At 69.6% G+C, this 13,519-nt stretch carries 15 protein-coding genes and 3 tRNA genes; 4 read left to right on the forward strand and 14 right to left on the reverse strand.

What is annotated here, in order from left to right; all coding sequences use genetic code 11:
- From MU407_RS07275 to MU407_RS07285, 3 genes are all read right to left on the reverse strand, one after another.
- Entirely contained in the window at positions 1-543 is a 543-nt protein-coding gene (locus MU407_RS07275; protein WP_102235127.1) for a DUF4916 domain-containing protein, read from the reverse strand.
- Positions 540-1,235, reverse strand: coding sequence for a histidine phosphatase family protein (locus tag MU407_RS07280; RefSeq protein ID WP_246956481.1), 696 nt, complete (start codon positions 1,233-1,235; stop codon positions 540-542). Before MU407_RS07280 ends, MU407_RS07275 begins: the two co-directional genes overlap by 4 nt.
- Before the next feature lie 409 nt (positions 1,236-1,644).
- Positions 1,645-1,726: transfer RNA gene (locus tag MU407_RS07285), tRNA-Leu, on the reverse strand.
- A 138-nt stretch (positions 1,727-1,864) separates the two neighbouring features.
- On the opposite strand from MU407_RS07285, the gene MU407_RS07290 reads away from it, so the two are divergent.
- Both MU407_RS07290 and MU407_RS07295 read left to right on the forward strand, forming a co-directional pair.
- Positions 1,865-2,620, forward strand: coding sequence for an SDR family oxidoreductase (locus tag MU407_RS07290; RefSeq protein ID WP_246956483.1), 756 nt, complete (start codon positions 1,865-1,867; stop codon positions 2,618-2,620).
- Positions 2,621-2,723: 103 nt separating this feature from the next.
- A complete protein-coding gene (locus MU407_RS07295; RefSeq protein WP_246956485.1) occupies positions 2,724-3,074 on the forward strand; it encodes a hypothetical protein in 351 nt (116 codons plus the stop codon).
- A 93-nt stretch (positions 3,075-3,167) separates the two neighbouring features.
- Here MU407_RS07295 and MU407_RS07300 read toward each other — a convergent pair whose 3' ends face one another.
- Both MU407_RS07300 and MU407_RS07305 read right to left on the reverse strand, forming a co-directional pair.
- Positions 3,168-3,608, reverse strand: coding sequence for a YchJ family protein (locus tag MU407_RS07300; protein WP_246956487.1), 441 nt, complete (start codon positions 3,606-3,608; stop codon positions 3,168-3,170).
- Positions 3,609-3,763: 155 nt separating this feature from the next.
- Complete coding sequence (locus tag MU407_RS07305) at positions 3,764-4,660, reverse strand: NAD(P)-dependent oxidoreductase (RefSeq protein WP_102235131.1); 897 nt, start codon at positions 4,658-4,660, stop codon at positions 3,764-3,766.
- Positions 4,661-4,886: 226 nt separating this feature from the next.
- On the opposite strand from MU407_RS07305, the gene MU407_RS07310 reads away from it, so the two are divergent.
- Positions 4,887-4,960: transfer RNA gene (locus MU407_RS07310), tRNA-Lys, on the forward strand.
- Between the two features lie 54 nt (positions 4,961-5,014).
- Here the strand turns inward: MU407_RS07310 and MU407_RS07315 are convergent.
- From MU407_RS07315 to MU407_RS07350, 8 genes are all read right to left on the reverse strand, one after another.
- A complete protein-coding gene (locus MU407_RS07315; protein WP_146007686.1) occupies positions 5,015-5,515 on the reverse strand; it encodes a hypothetical protein in 501 nt (166 codons plus the stop codon).
- Positions 5,457-6,227 (reverse strand): ATP-binding cassette domain-containing protein, encoded by a 771-nt coding sequence (locus MU407_RS07320; protein ID WP_102235133.1) that lies wholly within the window; start codon positions 6,225-6,227, stop codon positions 5,457-5,459. The genes MU407_RS07315 and MU407_RS07320 overlap by 59 nt, the downstream gene beginning before the upstream one ends.
- An 89-nt stretch (positions 6,228-6,316) precedes the next feature.
- Positions 6,317-6,637, reverse strand: coding sequence for a metal-sensitive transcriptional regulator (locus MU407_RS07325; RefSeq protein ID WP_102235266.1), 321 nt, complete (start codon positions 6,635-6,637; stop codon positions 6,317-6,319).
- Positions 6,638-6,769: 132 nt separating this feature from the next.
- Positions 6,770-9,070, reverse strand: coding sequence for a heavy metal translocating P-type ATPase (locus MU407_RS07330; RefSeq protein WP_246956489.1), 2,301 nt, complete (start codon positions 9,068-9,070; stop codon positions 6,770-6,772).
- A gap of 6 nt (positions 9,071-9,076) precedes the next feature.
- The gene (locus MU407_RS07335; protein ID WP_102235135.1) at positions 9,077-9,286 is read right to left on the reverse strand and encodes a heavy-metal-associated domain-containing protein; all 210 of its coding nucleotides are present in this window, start codon (positions 9,284-9,286) and stop codon (positions 9,077-9,079) included.
- A 19-nt stretch (positions 9,287-9,305) separates the two neighbouring features.
- The gene (locus MU407_RS07340) at positions 9,306-9,980 is read right to left on the reverse strand and encodes a Pr6Pr family membrane protein (protein ID WP_199173852.1); all 675 of its coding nucleotides are present in this window, start codon (positions 9,978-9,980) and stop codon (positions 9,306-9,308) included.
- Positions 9,977-10,759 carry an NAD(P)-dependent oxidoreductase gene (locus MU407_RS07345; RefSeq protein ID WP_246956491.1) on the reverse strand — a complete coding sequence of 261 codons (783 nt, stop codon included), beginning with the start codon at positions 10,757-10,759 and terminating at the stop codon, positions 9,977-9,979. Before MU407_RS07345 ends, MU407_RS07340 begins: the two co-directional genes overlap by 4 nt.
- 120 nt (positions 10,760-10,879) lie before the next feature.
- A tRNA-His gene (locus MU407_RS07350) sits at positions 10,880-10,955 on the reverse strand.
- A gap of 169 nt (positions 10,956-11,124) precedes the next feature.
- Here MU407_RS07350 and MU407_RS07355 point away from each other — a divergent pair.
- Positions 11,125-11,475 carry a thiamine-binding protein gene (locus MU407_RS07355; protein WP_102235267.1) on the forward strand — a complete coding sequence of 117 codons (351 nt, stop codon included), beginning with the start codon at positions 11,125-11,127 and terminating at the stop codon, positions 11,473-11,475.
- A 122-nt stretch (positions 11,476-11,597) separates the two neighbouring features.
- On the opposite strand, the gene orn is transcribed toward MU407_RS07355, so the two are convergent.
- Positions 11,598-13,499 (reverse strand): oligoribonuclease, encoded by a 1,902-nt coding sequence (orn, locus tag MU407_RS14470; protein WP_246956492.1) that lies wholly within the window; start codon positions 13,497-13,499, stop codon positions 11,598-11,600.
- Positions 13,500-13,519 lie beyond the last annotated feature (20 nt).

Here is a 13,519-nt window from a genome sequence, read left to right on the forward strand (position 1 = left end):
TCAGATCAGTCCGCTGTGGGCAAGGGCGCGGCGCACCAGCGCATCGCGCCCACCGTCCATCTCATCGAGCGGGGTATTGGCCCCCAGCAGCTCGTCGACCGTGTACCAGCTCAGCTCGAGCGCATCCTCCTGCGGAGCGCTCTCCCCGTCGATCGGCACGATGTACACCAGCGAGATGGCGTGCTGGCGCGGATCGTGGAAGGCGGATTGCCCCGGGGTGGGGAAGTACTCGGCGACCGTGAAGGGAGTGGGGGAGACGGGGATGCGCGGCATCGCCATAGGCCCCAGATCCTTCTCCACGTGCCGCGAGATCGCCTCCCGCAGCGTTTCGTGGACCATGACGCGACCGGAGACGATCGCCCGCACGATCTGCCCCTCTCCGGAGGCTCGCAGCAGCAGCCCCACCTCCGCGATCGAGCCGTCCACCTCGGTGCGCACCGGGATCACGTCCACGTAGCAGATCGGCAGCTGCCGACGCAGCTGAGAGATGTGGGAGCGCTCGAACCAGGCGCCCTCGGTGTCCAGGGCGGTACGGGGTGTCATCGGGAGGTCTCCTCACTCGCGGGGTCGGTAGGGCGCAGAAGCTCCCCGGTGAGCCCATGCTCGGTGGACGGGGTCAGGTGGCTGGGATCGAGGCGGAAGCGGGGGTGGTGATCCCGGCTGGGCAGCGTCACGGCATGCTCCACCGGCTGCCCCGCGATGAGAGAGACCCGCCAGGTCAGATCCGTCAGCTCCACCAGGGACAGGGCGCCGTTGGGAAGCGAGGGCAGCGGGCGCTGGATCACTCCGGAGAGGATGAATCGGATCAGCGTCCCATGCGCCACCACGAGGACCTTCTGGTCCGGGTAGCGCTCCTCGAGCGACTCCAGCGCGTCGACGCCGCGATCGGCCACCGCCTGGTGATCCTCCCGGCCGGGGAAGGAGCGGCCCGGATAGCGGTCCTGCATCTCCGTGACGTCCTGGCCCTCCGCGGCGCCCCAGTCGATCTCCACCAGGCGCGGATCGGTGCCGCCGAAGGGGATGGAATGGTCCTGTGCGATGATCCGACCGGTCTGCTCGGCTCGCCGCAGTGGGGAGGTGACCACGACGTCCCAGTCCACCGTCGGCTGCCCGTCCAGCGCTGCATGCGCCTGGGCGATCCCGGTCTCGTTCAGCGGGATGTCGGAGGATCCCTGGAAGAGATGCTGCCGGTTGTACTCGGTCTGTCCGTGACGGACCAGGCCGAACAGCGTCATGGAAACCTCCCGAGATCGTCGTGACCGGTGCGAAGGGTGTCACGCCCCAGGGTACGGGGTGACGCCGCCCACGTCGCCCGGGCGCGTTCGAGAGATCCTGGTCATACGGCATGGCGGCGGGCAGGGGATACGGGCCCAGCGCCTGCCGAGGTCCTCGGGGGTCAGACGGGCCTGTGGTTCGGTGACCCGGTGCCCGACACCCTGGCCCACCCCGCCTTCGCGCTGCCCGCGCCGCTGCGCGATCAGCTGCCGCCGCCGCATGGGCTGTGGGCATCGCGGTGGCCCGCTCCCTCGTGATGGCGGTGTTCCAGGCGGCCACCACCAGCGTCCTCCTGGTGTGCGGTGCCGTGATGATCGGTGGCCTGTGCTGGCATGTGGTCCGGAGGCAGCGTGCCGCGGGAGACCAGCGTGCGCGAGAAGGGACTCGAACCCTCACGCCCTCAGGCACTGGAACCTAAATCCAGCGCGTCTACCAATTCCGCCACTCGCGCGCCCGCCCAGCCTAGCGGTCTGCACGCAGTGCTCCGGTAGGCTCGGGGCCCACCAGCCCGAGCGGATCCGCGAGCGCACGCCCGCGCGCACCGGCGCCCGTGCTGGATCCACCATCATCGATCCCGTCAGGAGTCCCCATGAGCGCCCTTGCTGGCAAGACCGCCGTCGTCACCGGTTCCTCCCGCGGGGTGGGAGCCGCCACCGCCGCGCTGCTCGCCGAGCAGGGCGCGAACGTCGTGGTCAACTACCGACAGAAGGCACCGCGGGCGAACAAGGTGGTCTCCGGCATCCAGGAGAAGGGCGGACAGGCCGTGGCCGTCGGCGCCGACCTCACCGATGCCGACGCCGTCGCCACGCTCATGGACACCGCCGTGGACACCTTCGGGGGCCTGGACCTGCTGGTCCTGAACGCCTCCGGCGGGATGGAGAAGGACCTCGGCGAGGACTACGCGATGCGGCTGAACCGGGATGCACAAAGCGACGCGCTGACCGCTGGGCTCGCGCGGATGACCAACGGCGGACGCGTCGTGTTCGTCACCAGCCACCAGGCCCACTTCATCGACGACGTCGAGACCATGCCGGAGTACGAGCAGGTAGCCCGGTCCAAGCGGGCCGGGGAGAACGCCCTGACCGCGCGGATCGAGGAGATGAGCGCGAAGGGCGTGAGCTTCGTGGTGGTCTCCGCGGACATGATCGAGGGCACCGTCACCGCGACGCTCCTGGACCGGGCACGTCCCGGAGCGCTCGAGGCCCGCCGCGAGGCCGCCGGGAAGCTGTACTCCGTGGAGGAGTTCGCCGCCGAGATTGTGCGCATGGCCACCGCCGACGTCGAGACCGGTCACGTGGAGCTGGTGGGAGGCGCCGAGGACTTCCTGGCCCGCACCGGCGCCTGAACCATCCACCGCCTGCCGCGTCACGATACGATCAGCACGATCGTCGCGCAGCGCCCCGACGCTGCCCGCACGAGAACGAGCCCCAGCCGAACCGGAGGAACCAGTGGCCGATAAGAAGAGCCTGGACGAGATGCGCGATGAGGCCTACCGCCGTCAGGACAACCTCGCCGCGGACATCGACGAGCTCCTGGACCGCGTGAACCCCAAGAACGCCGTCACCCGCTGGAAGAACGAGCTGGTCGGTTCCATCAAGGATTTTTCGGCCGCCGATGACGGCAAGACCCCCGCGCTCCCGGTCGCGATCGCGGGCGGCGTCATCGGCGTGGTGCTGATCGGCGCGGGCATCGCGGCAGCCGTCGTCCTATCGGGCCGTCGCGAGGATCCCGAGGAGGCCTCCGCCCAGCGTGCGGCGGAGCGTCTCCAGGAGCGCCGCAAGGCCCAGAAGAAGAACTGACCGCCCGGCGCGGATACGACACGGCGCCGATCACCCTGCCGGGTGGTCGGCGCCGTTGTCTGTGCGGCCCTCGGAGGTGGCTCTCGGGGCGGATCAGCGCCCGTCGCGCTGAACCGTCCCGTCCAGGTAGCGCCACACCCCGTCCTCACGCGTGAACCGGCTGATCTCGTGCAGGCGGAAGCGACCGCCCTCGCGCTTGCCATGGGCGGTGAACTCCACCACCCCGTCGTCGTCGAAGGGCCCGCCCTGCTCGGTGCGATGCACCTCCAGGCGCAGCCAGCGGGACTCCTCCCCGAGGGATGCTTCGAGCGCCGAGCGCAGCGGTCGCGTACTCGGATGCCATGACGCCATCACGCGGTCGATATCGCCCACGGCGAAGGCGGTGTACCGCGAGCGCATAAGCGCCTCGGCGGTGGCAGCGCGGCGCTGACCACGCAGTACCGGCGCGCAGCAGGAGCCCAGCACCTCGCCGGTGCCGCAGGGGCACCGGGCGTCATCGGCGAGCGGGACAGGGTCGACGGGGGAGCGGCTCATCCCTCGAGTATCCCCGATCGATGAGCCATCCTCGTTCCACGAACGGGACTGCGCGCCGGGCTCGGGGCCGAGCGCTGCAGCATCGCGGCTCCCTGCGGTATCGCAGGCGTCCTGCGGCACTGCGGCGAGGACAGAGCGTCGCCGCCGACACCTCTTCAGCGGCGCGACCAGCCAGGGGTGGAGGGGCCCACCGTCGGCCGCCACCCGGTCTCGGACATGAACCGCACCGAGGAGACCCGCAGAGAGCGGCGCTGGGTGTCCAGACGCGTACCCACGAGAGCCTGGGTGATCTCCGGGTAGAACTTCGCCGGCGCATCGGCTCCGGCTTCCATACCGAGGTCCTTCGCCCACCGCTTCTTGGTGATCGGCTCCCCGCCCACGTTGTAGAACCCGGAGTCCGCCCGCAGCGCCGCCACGAAGGCGCGCCCGGCATCCGAGTGGTGCAGCAGGGTGATGTACTGCTCCGGTCTGCCCAGCAGCAGCGGGTCCCCATTGCGCACGGCCTTCAGCCCATGGGTGGTGTGCCGATCGCGGCCGAACAGCTGCCCCAGACGCAGGATCACGGCGCTGCGCCCAGAGGTCGCGAAGTCCACGGCCGCCCGCATCTCCCGCACGCGCGGGCGGAAGGCCTGGTTGCGCACCGACAGCGGCTGGTCCTCGCCGATCCAGTCCGAGCCGTTGTCGCCGTACAGGTACACGGTGGACTCCTGGATGAGCTTGCGGGCACCCGCCTGCGCGGCGGCCTCCGCGACCGCGACCGAGGCTTCCAGATGCAACCGGTCATCCTCCCGCCAGGCCAGCGGACGCAGCCCCGCCATACCGACAGGCACATGCGCGAGAGTGTTGATCACCACGTCATGGCCGCGGAAGGTGCGGGTGAGGTCGGTACGGGAGAACACATCGGCGACGATGGCCCGCCCCCCGCGGCCTTCGACGATCGGGATCCCGGAGTCGCGACGCGTGATCCCGGTGACCTCGTGGCCGACAGCGACCAGCGCCTCCACCGCCTCCTGGCCGAGCACCCCGGTGGCACCGGTGACCGCGATCCTCACGCTGACCTCCTGCAGCGGTCGGGCCGAACCCTTCCGCGTCGACGACGCTGGACGGACCGAGTCTAGGCGATCACATCACACCTGCTGGATAGGCCGTCCTGGGCAGGCCGTCACCGCATCACCCCCGGCACCGCACGCGACCTGCACCCTTGCCTGTTCGCTCGCTCACAGAACGCGGAATCGAGTTGGACAGCGCTCCGGGGCGCGGTAAGGTTCTTCTCCGTTGGCGCCATTAGCTCAGTTGGTTAGAGCAGCTGACTCTTAATCAGCGGGTCCGGGGTTCGAATCCCTGATGGCGCACCCGTGAGAAAGCCCCCGTCGGATATCCGGCGGGGGCTTTCACGTGCGACGGGCTCAGAGCACCGTGTCCTCGGGGGCGGCGAAGGTGTTGCACCGGGACAGATCGCCCTCGCTGTACCAGCCGCGCAGCGCCCAGCGACGCAGTGCTTCGCCGCTGCCGTGGTAGGGACTGCCGGTATATGTCATGCCCGCCGCGCCTGTCCCATCGTGAGGGGTCGGCGCGTAGTCACCGCTCTGCTGGGCCATGACGGCCCAGGCGATGCATTCGGCCTGGAGCTCCTTGCGCACCGGGGTCTCGGTGCTGAAGGCCTCCAGCTCCGTGAGCGTCATGCCGTCGGCGTCCATGAGCGCTGCGGGCGCGGCCGAGATAGGTGCGGTGGCGGAGTCTGGGCGGCCCTCGCGTGTCAGCAGAACGGTCGCTGTGACCGCGAGAACCACGACGAGCAGGCCGGACAGCAGCAGCGCCGACGGTTGTGCGTCCGGCGCGAGACTGCGCTCAGCGGAAGCGCTGCACCGCGAGCGGGTTCGCGATCGCCAGATCGCGGATCTGCTCATGTTCGGTGTGCGAGAGCACCTCGCCCAGGGTGCCGCGGGCGAGAATTCTTCCCTGCCCCAGGTAGGCGATCTGCGGGCATAGGCGCTGCAGCAGCTCCAGATCATGGGAGGCGAGCAGCACGCCGATGCCCAGACGTTCGATGGTGGCACGCAGCCCTGCGGCGAGCTCAGCGCGCGTGTTGGGGTCCACGGCGGTCAGCGGCTCGTCGAGCACCAGAATTTCCGGACGGGTGGCGAGCGCCGTCGCCAGAGCCACCCGCTGCGTCTCCCCACCGGAGAGAGTGCGCATCGTGCGCGTCAGGTACTGCGGTCCGAGCCCCACCGAGGCCAGCATGTCCGCGGCAGAGATGCCATGGGTGCGCCCGCCCTTGCGCGCCTCCTTTGCGGCACGGTCCAGACGGTTCGCGACGGTCTCGCGCGGGTCCAGGATCGTCATCTCGTACTGGGAGACGAAGCGGACGGCAGCGCGGAAGTCCTTCTTGTCCCGGCCGCGGATGCGCGAAACGTTGCGCCCCCGCCAGGTCACCTGTCCGGCGCTCGGCCGGATCGCCCCGGCGAGCACGTCCACCAGGGTGGTCTTGCCGGACCCGGACTCGCCCAGCAGCCCCAGCGGCGCCATCCCCGGGGTGATCTCCAGGTCGATGCCCTCCAGGACCCTCTGGCCGGGATATCCGGCGACGACGGACTGGGCGATCAACGGGGTGGCAGACATCGGCAGTGGTTCCTCCAGACGGTACGGGACGCGCACGACTCTAGTCCCCGCCCGCTGCGGGGGAGCTGCCGTCCGGCCCGACGTGGCCTTCAGGAACGGACCAGCCGCGCGATCGCCGCGGAGGCTTCCTTGAGCTTCTCCTCGCCGGCATCCCCGCCGGAGCGGGCGGCATCGAGCACGCAATGCTGCAGGTGATCATCCAGCAAGCCCATCGCCACCGAGTCCAGGGCGCTCTTGAGCGCGCTGATCTGCGTGAGGATGTCGATGCAGTACTTCTCCTCATCGACCATGCGATGCAGCCCCCGGGCCTGCCCCTCGATGCGCTTCAGCCGGGCGAGGTAGCGGGACTTATCGGAGATGTATCCGTGATGATGCTCGCCAGTGGCAGCGCAGCAGGCATCGGAGGTGATGGGTGCAGCGGAAGCATCGGGCCCTCCGGGGGTGCCCTGCGGGGCGGGGGAGGGGATGTGATCAGTGGTGGTCACGGCAGCTCATTTCAGTGTCCAGAAGCCGAGAGGGCACGGTCATCGGTGGGGGCGTGGTCATCGGCGGGGGGTGTGGTCATCGCCAGGGGAGGGGTCATCGGCGTGGGAGCGGAAGGAGCGCAGGCGCAGCGAGTTGCCTACCACGAACACGCTCGAGAACGCCATGGCGGCCCCGGCCAGCATGGGGTTCAGCAGGCCCAGCGCCGCGAGCGGAATCGCCGCCGTGTTGTAGGCGAAGGCCCAGAACAGGTTGCCCTTGATGGTCCCCAGCGTGCGGCGGGAGAGGCGGATCGCATCGGCCGCGGCGCGCAGATCACCGCGCACCAGGGTGATGTCCCCGGCCTCGATCGCCACGTCGGTCCCGGTGCCCATCGCGAGCCCCAGGTCTGCCTGGGCCAGGGCAGGGGCGTCATTGACGCCATCGCCCACCATCGCAACCACGTGGCCGGCCTGCTGCAGGCGCGTGACCTCGGCGATCTTGTCCTCGGGGAGGACTTCGGCGCGAACCTGGTCGATCCCCACCTCGCGGGCGATCTGCTGGGCGGCGCGCTCATTGTCCCCGGTCAGCAGGATCGGGGTGAGCCCCAGGTCCCGCAGCTGAGCGATGGCGCGGGCACTGGTGGGCTTCACCGCATCGGCCACCACCAGCAGTCCCTCGACGCTGCCGCCGTGGTAGACCACAACGGCGGTGCGTCCCCGGGACTCGGCATCCTCCTTCGCCTGAACGAGGTCGGCGGGCAGCTTCGCGCCCTCCACGAGCCCGCTGCGCCCCACGAGGACCTCCGCACCCTCGACGCTTCCGCGTACACCGCGGCCGGCGAGGTTCGCGAAGTCCGTGACCTCCGGGAGGTTGCCGTGCTCCGCCGCGGCGCGGGCGATGGCCTGGGCGATCGGATGCTCTGATGCCGCCTCGAGGGCGCCCGCCCGGCGCAGCAGCGCAGCGCGGTCGATCCCGTCGGCCGGGATCACGTCGATCAGCTCCATGCGTCCGGTGGTGACGGTACCGGTCTTGTCCAGCACCACGGTGTCCACGCGCCGCGTGGACTCCAGCACCTCGGGGCCCTTGATGAGGATGCCCAGCTGTGCGCCGCGGCCGGTGCCCACCAGCAGGGCGGTGGGGGTCGCGAGTCCCAGGGCGCAGGGGCAGGCGATGATCAGCACGGCAACTGCGGCGGTGAAGGCCTGCTCCGGGCCGTGGCCGGTCAGCAGCCAGGCCGCGAGCACCCCGATCGCGATGACGATGACGATGGGCACGAATACGCCGGAGACCCGGTCGGCCAGGCGCTGGATCTCCGCCTTGCCGGACTGGGCCTCCTCCACCATGGTGGCCATCCGGGCCAGCTGCGTATCGGATCCCACGCGGGTGGCGCGCACCAGCAGTCGCCCGCCGGCATTGACGGTGGCGCCGGTGACCGCATCGCCCTCGCGCACCTCGACGGGCACGGACTCGCCGGTGAGCATCGAGGCGTCGACCGCGGAGGTGCCGGAGAGCACCACCCCGTCGGTGGCGATCTTCTCGCCGGGCCGGACCACGAATTCGTGCCCGACGGCGAGCTCGGAGATGGGGATGCGCCGCTCGGTGCCGTCCTCGAGGATCGCCACCTCCTTGGCCCCCATGTCCAGCAGTGCGCGCAGTGCGGCCCCGGCCTGGCGCTTGGACCGCTTCTCGAGGTAGCGCCCCAGCAGGATGAACAGGGTCACGCCCGCGGCGACCTCGAGGTAGATGTTCGCCGAGCCGTGCGAGGGCTCGATGCGCAGCGTGAACTCGTGCGTGAGTCCCGGCTGCCCGGCCTCCCCGAGGAACAGGGCGTACAGCGACCACAGGAATGCGGCGAGAGTGCCCACGGAGATGAGCGTGTCCATCGTCGCGGCACCGTGACGGAGGTTCACCGCAGCCGCCCGATGGAAGGGCCAGCCCGCCCACACCACCACTGGTGCCGTGAGCGTCAGGCACAGCCACTGCCAATGGGTGAACTGCAGGGCCGGAACCATGGACAGCACGATCACGGGCACCGTCAACAGCGCGGTGATGATCAGCCGCTGCCGCAGCGAGGCCAGCTCCGGATCGGTGTCCTCATCGGCAGCGGTATCAGCCGGGCCGTCGCCGCTCGGCGTCGGCGGGGCGGGGATCGTGGCGCTGTAGCCCGCCTGCTTCACCACGTCCACGAAGTCCTGCGCCGTGTACGTGTCCGGAGCGCTGACGTGCGCCTTCTCGGTGGCGTAATTGACGCTCGCGCTGACGCCCTCGAGCTTGCCGAGCTTGCGCTCGATCCGGTTCGCACAGGACGCGCAGGTCATCCCGTCGATCTCAAGCTCGATCTCGGTGAGGGCAGGGGGTGGCGACGAGGGAGTGGGCATGAGGGATCAGGCCTGCTTGGCGCTGTACCCGGCCTCAGTGACGGCCGCGAGGACGGCATCGGAATCCACCGGCGCCTCGGAGGTGACGCGCAGTAGGCCGGTCTCATAGCTGACCTCCACGGCGGTGACGCCGGGGATCTCGGAGACCTCCTCGCGCACAGACATCTCGCAGTGGCCGCAGGTCATGCCGGTGACGGTGAAATCGGTGGTGGTCATGAGGGCTCCTTGGATCGAATCAGGGATACCGGGAGGGGGTATCCGTAGACGCGATCATATACCCCTGCGGGGTATCAGTGGTGCGCGGTTCGCTCGCAGGGGAACGCAGGCGCCCCTGCACCAGGTGGATCACCACCGCGATGCTGAGGAACGCCACCAGCACCACCGCTGTGGTCACCAGCACCTGGCCCCAGGAAGAGGCCGTCGGATCCAGGAAGGCGTAGGGGTACCAGCCGGTGATGCCGCCACGGATCCACGTCAGCACCAGGAAGATGATCGGGTAGATCTGCCACAGGGGCACCCGCGCCCAGCGAGGGCGGTGGATGCGCGGGGTGAGCAGCCAGTCCGCCAGCGCGGCAAGGGGCGCCAGGCGGTGCAGCACGATCCCCGTCCAGCCGATGTCCCAGCGCAGCAGCTCATCCAGCGGCGCCACCAGCAGCGCATAGATGATCCCGGTCATGGCCAGGTAGAACGTCACGGCGCCGCGCACATCATCGAACCAGGCCGAGCGCCGGGACCCCAGCGCCATCCAGGCGCCGATCAGCACCACCAGGGCGAGGTTCGACTGGTTGGTGAAGAAGGAGATGTTCTGCGCCAGCAGCCCGTCCCGGGCCGACGTGACCGCGTTGTGCACGAGCGCTGCGAGGATCACGAGCGCCAGCAGCACTCGCAGCACTCGGGCGAGGATGCTCATGAGTCCGCCGGCCAGGAGTCGCGCACCGCGGCGCCGCCCTCGACGACGTCCTCGCGGGCGCCTTCGAGCTCTGTCCACGAGTCCTGCGGGCGGTAGCCCAGCTCGAGCGTCGTGTTCGTCATGGACCAGCGACGGTTCGGGTTGTCGGAGATCGCGTAGAACTCACCGTGCGTCACCGCCGCCTCGATCGCGCAGCGCACCACGCGGGTGCAGTCCCCGGGGCTCAGCCACATGGCGCGCAGAATGTCCTCATCGGCCTCAAGCGGGTTCTCGCTGAACCAGCCGATGCGCAGGTTGATCACGTCCAGGCCGTGCTCGTCGTGGTAGAAGCGGCCCAAGGCCTCGCCGAATATCTTCGAGACGCCGTAGAGTGAATCGGGGCGCGGCACCTGTGTGGGGTAGACCGGCCACTGCTCATGCCGGTCATACATGCCCATCGTGTGGTTGGAGGAGGCGAGCACCACGCGGCGCACCCCCGCCTCGCGGGCGGCCTCGAGCACATTGCGCACGCCGACGAGGTTCGCTGCCAGCACCGCCTCCCAGGAGGAGTCCGGCGCGGCGGCGCCGGCCATGTTCACCACGGTGTCCACGCCGTCCATGAGGGCGAGCACCTCGTCGTAGTCCTCCAGATCCGCGAACCTCAGTTGCGCCCCCTCGGGTGCCTTCTTCGGGTCGCGGCCGTGCAGGAGAAGGTCGTACTCATCGCGCAAGGTGTGGGCCAGGTGGGCGCCGATACCGCCGGTGGCACCGGTGATCAGGACACGTCGGGGAGTGTGCATGGGCCGATGATCCCGTGCTGCTGTGGGCGGGCACAAGCCGCGGGCGACGCCGATGGTGTCCAGACGCTGGAACGGCACCCCTGAGAATGTGAAAAACGCCCTGTGACCAGGGCGTTTTCGTGGGGTGATCGACGGGATTTGAACCCGCGACCGCCTGGACCACAACCAGGAGCTCTACCAACTGAGCTACGACCACCATGCGCGCCGCGTGGGCGCGACAGGAGACGATCATACTGCCTCTCACCGGGGAAGTCGCCTCGAGATGCCCGTCCGGCGGTGTGAGACGCGTTGCACCGGGAACTCAGCGCCGCGGAGGATATTCCATGCGTCTTGCCCGCGCCCCGCCGGCCCTCCACACTGGCGGCATGATCGTCGCCTTCTCCGTCCAGCCCACCGGTGAGCCGTCGGACCCATCGCTCACCCGCTCCCTCGATGACAGCTCCGATGCCGCGAGCGTGCATGACGCGGTGGCCGCAGCGGTGCGCGTGGTGCGCGCCTCCGGACTGTCCACTCGCACCTCCTCGATGTTCACCGAGATCGAGGGGGAGTGGGATGAGGTGATGGCAGTGGTCAAGGCCGCCACGATGGAGGCCGCCCGCTACGGCTCCCGCACCTCCCTGGTGCTGAAGGCTGATATCCGGCCTGGCCGCAGCGGGGAGCTGGACGGGAAGGTGCAGCGGCTGGATGCCGCGGTCGCGCGCCTCGAGGAGGACTGAGCCGACTCGCGCAAGACAGGCTGTGCAGCTGACGGGGCGCCGGCGGTCACGCGGACCGTCGGCGCCCTGTCACATGCGCTCAGCTGGATACGGTGCGGTCAGCTGAGTTTCGTACGCTCAGCTCAGAGGGTGGAGTCCAGCAGCCCGTCCCGCATCGCGGCGGCGAGCGTGGGCGTCACCGGCAGACGGGGGATCAGCGTGGCCTGGTAGGCGTGGTAGATGTCCGGCTTGCCCGGCCAGGTCACACCCTGCGGTGCATTGTTCTGATCCAGTTCGTGGAACCATGAGCCGTCCTCCGGATCCAGCAGGTAGGCGGAGATGTACTCCCACCACTGCTCGTACCGCTCAGCCCACACCCGCTCGCCCGTGACCTGGTACATCACCGCTGCGGCGCCGACGGCTTCGGCCGGCACCCAGTGCATGCGCTCACGCGAGACGGGCGTGCCGTCCCAGTCCACGGTGTAGACGAAGCCGGGCTGACCATCGGCGCCGAACGCCGCAGCGGACTTCTCCATCAGCGCGGTCGCGGCCTCGAGCATCCATTCCGGCGCCTCGCCGTCCAGAGCGATCAGCGCTGCGCGGGCGTGCAGCACCAGACGCGCCCACTCGATCCAGTGGCCGATCGTCGCGCCGTAGGGCCGGAAGGGGTGGGCAGGTTGGTCCTTGTTGTAGTCCAGCAGCGGGTTCCAGTCCACGTCGAAGTGCTCGGGCAGCGCCCAGTCGTTCGCACGGGCGAACTCGTCGATCGCCCGGGTGGCGATGCCAACGGCGCGATCTAGCCAGCGCCGCTCCCCGGTGACATCCGCGGCGGCCAGCAGTCCTTCGACCGTGTGCATGTTCGCGTTGATGCCGCGGTACTGCTCGCAGTCGGTGAAGGTGCGGTCGAAGGAGTCCACGCTCATGCCCGCGGCCTCGTCGAAGAACTTCTCATCCAGCACCGTAAGGGCTTCATCCAGCAGCTCCCGCGCCCCGGGCCGGCCCGCGGCGGTGCAGCTCGCGGCGGCGAGCACCACGAAGGCGTGGGCGTAGGCCTGCTTGGAGTCATCCACTGGGGAGCCATCGGCGACGGCGGAGTACCAACCGCCGCGCTCGGCATCGCGGAACACGCCGCGCAGCGACGTAAGCCCGTGATCGGCCAGACGGCCGAGGCCGGGCCGGCCCATCAGGTGGCCGAGCGCGAAGCAATGCGTCATGCGGCAGGTGATCCACAGCTCCGCGGGCCGGGAGAGGTCCGGCTGACCCTGGGAGTTGAGCCACGCGAAACCGCCGTCCTCCCGCACGGACTCGGCGCCGAACATGAGCAGCTCATCGCCCTCGGCCTCCAGCCAGGTGTGATGTGAGGGGCGGTCCAGCCAGGGCAGGTGCGGGCGGGCAGCGGTGTCGGTCACGGCAGTCTCCTGGGTATCTCGCAGCTCGAAGGCACGGGCGGCCTCCTGAGCCTGGGCGGTGGTGGGGCCGGGCTCGGGGACCATGAGCACCTGGCGGTAGTACTTCAGCTCCTGGATGGATTCGCGGATGTCCGAGAGCGCCCGATGCCCGCCGTGCTTGGCAGGGGTGTTGTAGTACACGCGGGGGAACCAGCGTTTGGCCAGCTCCTTGAGGCTCGAGACGTCGATGGTGCGGTAGGACAGCCAGGCCGCGAACTGCGGCACATCCTTCTCCAGGAACACGCGGTCAGTGCCCACGCTGTTGCCGGCCAGCGGCGCCTTGCCGGGCTCCGGGCAGAACTCCTTCACGTAGGCGAGGCACTGCGCCTCCGCCTCGGCGAGGGTCATGCCGCCGTCGAGCTCCTCGAGCAGGCCGGAGACGGTGTGCATGTTCACCACGAAGGGGTCCATGCCCTGCAGCGCCTCGGCCGGGGGCTTGATCACGACGTCGACGCCGTCCCCGAGGATGTTCAGATCTGCGTCGGTCACGAGGACGGCGATCTCGACCAGCGCATCACGCTGCTTGTCGAGGCCGGTCATCTCGCAGTCGACCCAGATGATGCGGTCGTTGATGGCACGAGTGGAGCTGGAGGTCACCGGACAACAGTAGCGCGAGG

The sequence above is a fragment of the Brachybacterium sp. Marseille-Q7125 genome (genome assembly GCF_023062615.1).
In the GTDB taxonomy this organism is placed as follows: domain Bacteria; phylum Actinomycetota; class Actinomycetes; order Actinomycetales; family Dermabacteraceae; genus Brachybacterium.

Excerpts from the sequence above, each read along its gene's own strand:
- MU407_RS07275 (WP_102235127.1), bottom strand. The coding sequence starts at position 543 with ATGACACCCCGTACCGCCCTGGACACCGAGGGCGCCTGGTTCGAGCGC.
- MU407_RS07280 (WP_246956481.1), bottom strand. The coding sequence starts at position 1,235 with ATGACGCTGTTCGGCCTGGTCCGTCACGGACAGACCGAGTACAACCGG.
- MU407_RS07290 (WP_246956483.1), top strand. The coding sequence starts at position 1,865 with ATGAGCGCCCTTGCTGGCAAGACCGCCGTCGTCACCGGTTCCTCCCGC.
- MU407_RS07300 (WP_246956487.1), bottom strand. The coding sequence starts at position 3,608 with ATGAGCCGCTCCCCCGTCGACCCTGTCCCGCTCGCCGATGACGCCCGG.
- MU407_RS07315 (WP_146007686.1), bottom strand. The coding sequence starts at position 5,515 with ATGAGCAGATCCGCGATCTGGCGATCGCGAACCCGCTCGCGGTGCAGC.
- MU407_RS07320 (WP_102235133.1), bottom strand. The coding sequence starts at position 6,227 with ATGTCTGCCACCCCGTTGATCGCCCAGTCCGTCGTCGCCGGATATCCC.
- MU407_RS07330 (WP_246956489.1), bottom strand. The coding sequence starts at position 9,070 with ATGCCCACTCCCTCGTCGCCACCCCCTGCCCTCACCGAGATCGAGCTT.
- MU407_RS07335 (WP_102235135.1), bottom strand. The coding sequence starts at position 9,286 with ATGACCACCACCGATTTCACCGTCACCGGCATGACCTGCGGCCACTGC.
- MU407_RS07340 (WP_199173852.1), bottom strand. The coding sequence starts at position 9,980 with ATGAGCATCCTCGCCCGAGTGCTGCGAGTGCTGCTGGCGCTCGTGATC.
- MU407_RS07345 (WP_246956491.1), bottom strand. The coding sequence starts at position 10,759 with ATGCACACTCCCCGACGTGTCCTGATCACCGGTGCCACCGGCGGTATC.
- MU407_RS07355 (WP_102235267.1), top strand. The coding sequence starts at position 11,125 with ATGATCGTCGCCTTCTCCGTCCAGCCCACCGGTGAGCCGTCGGACCCA.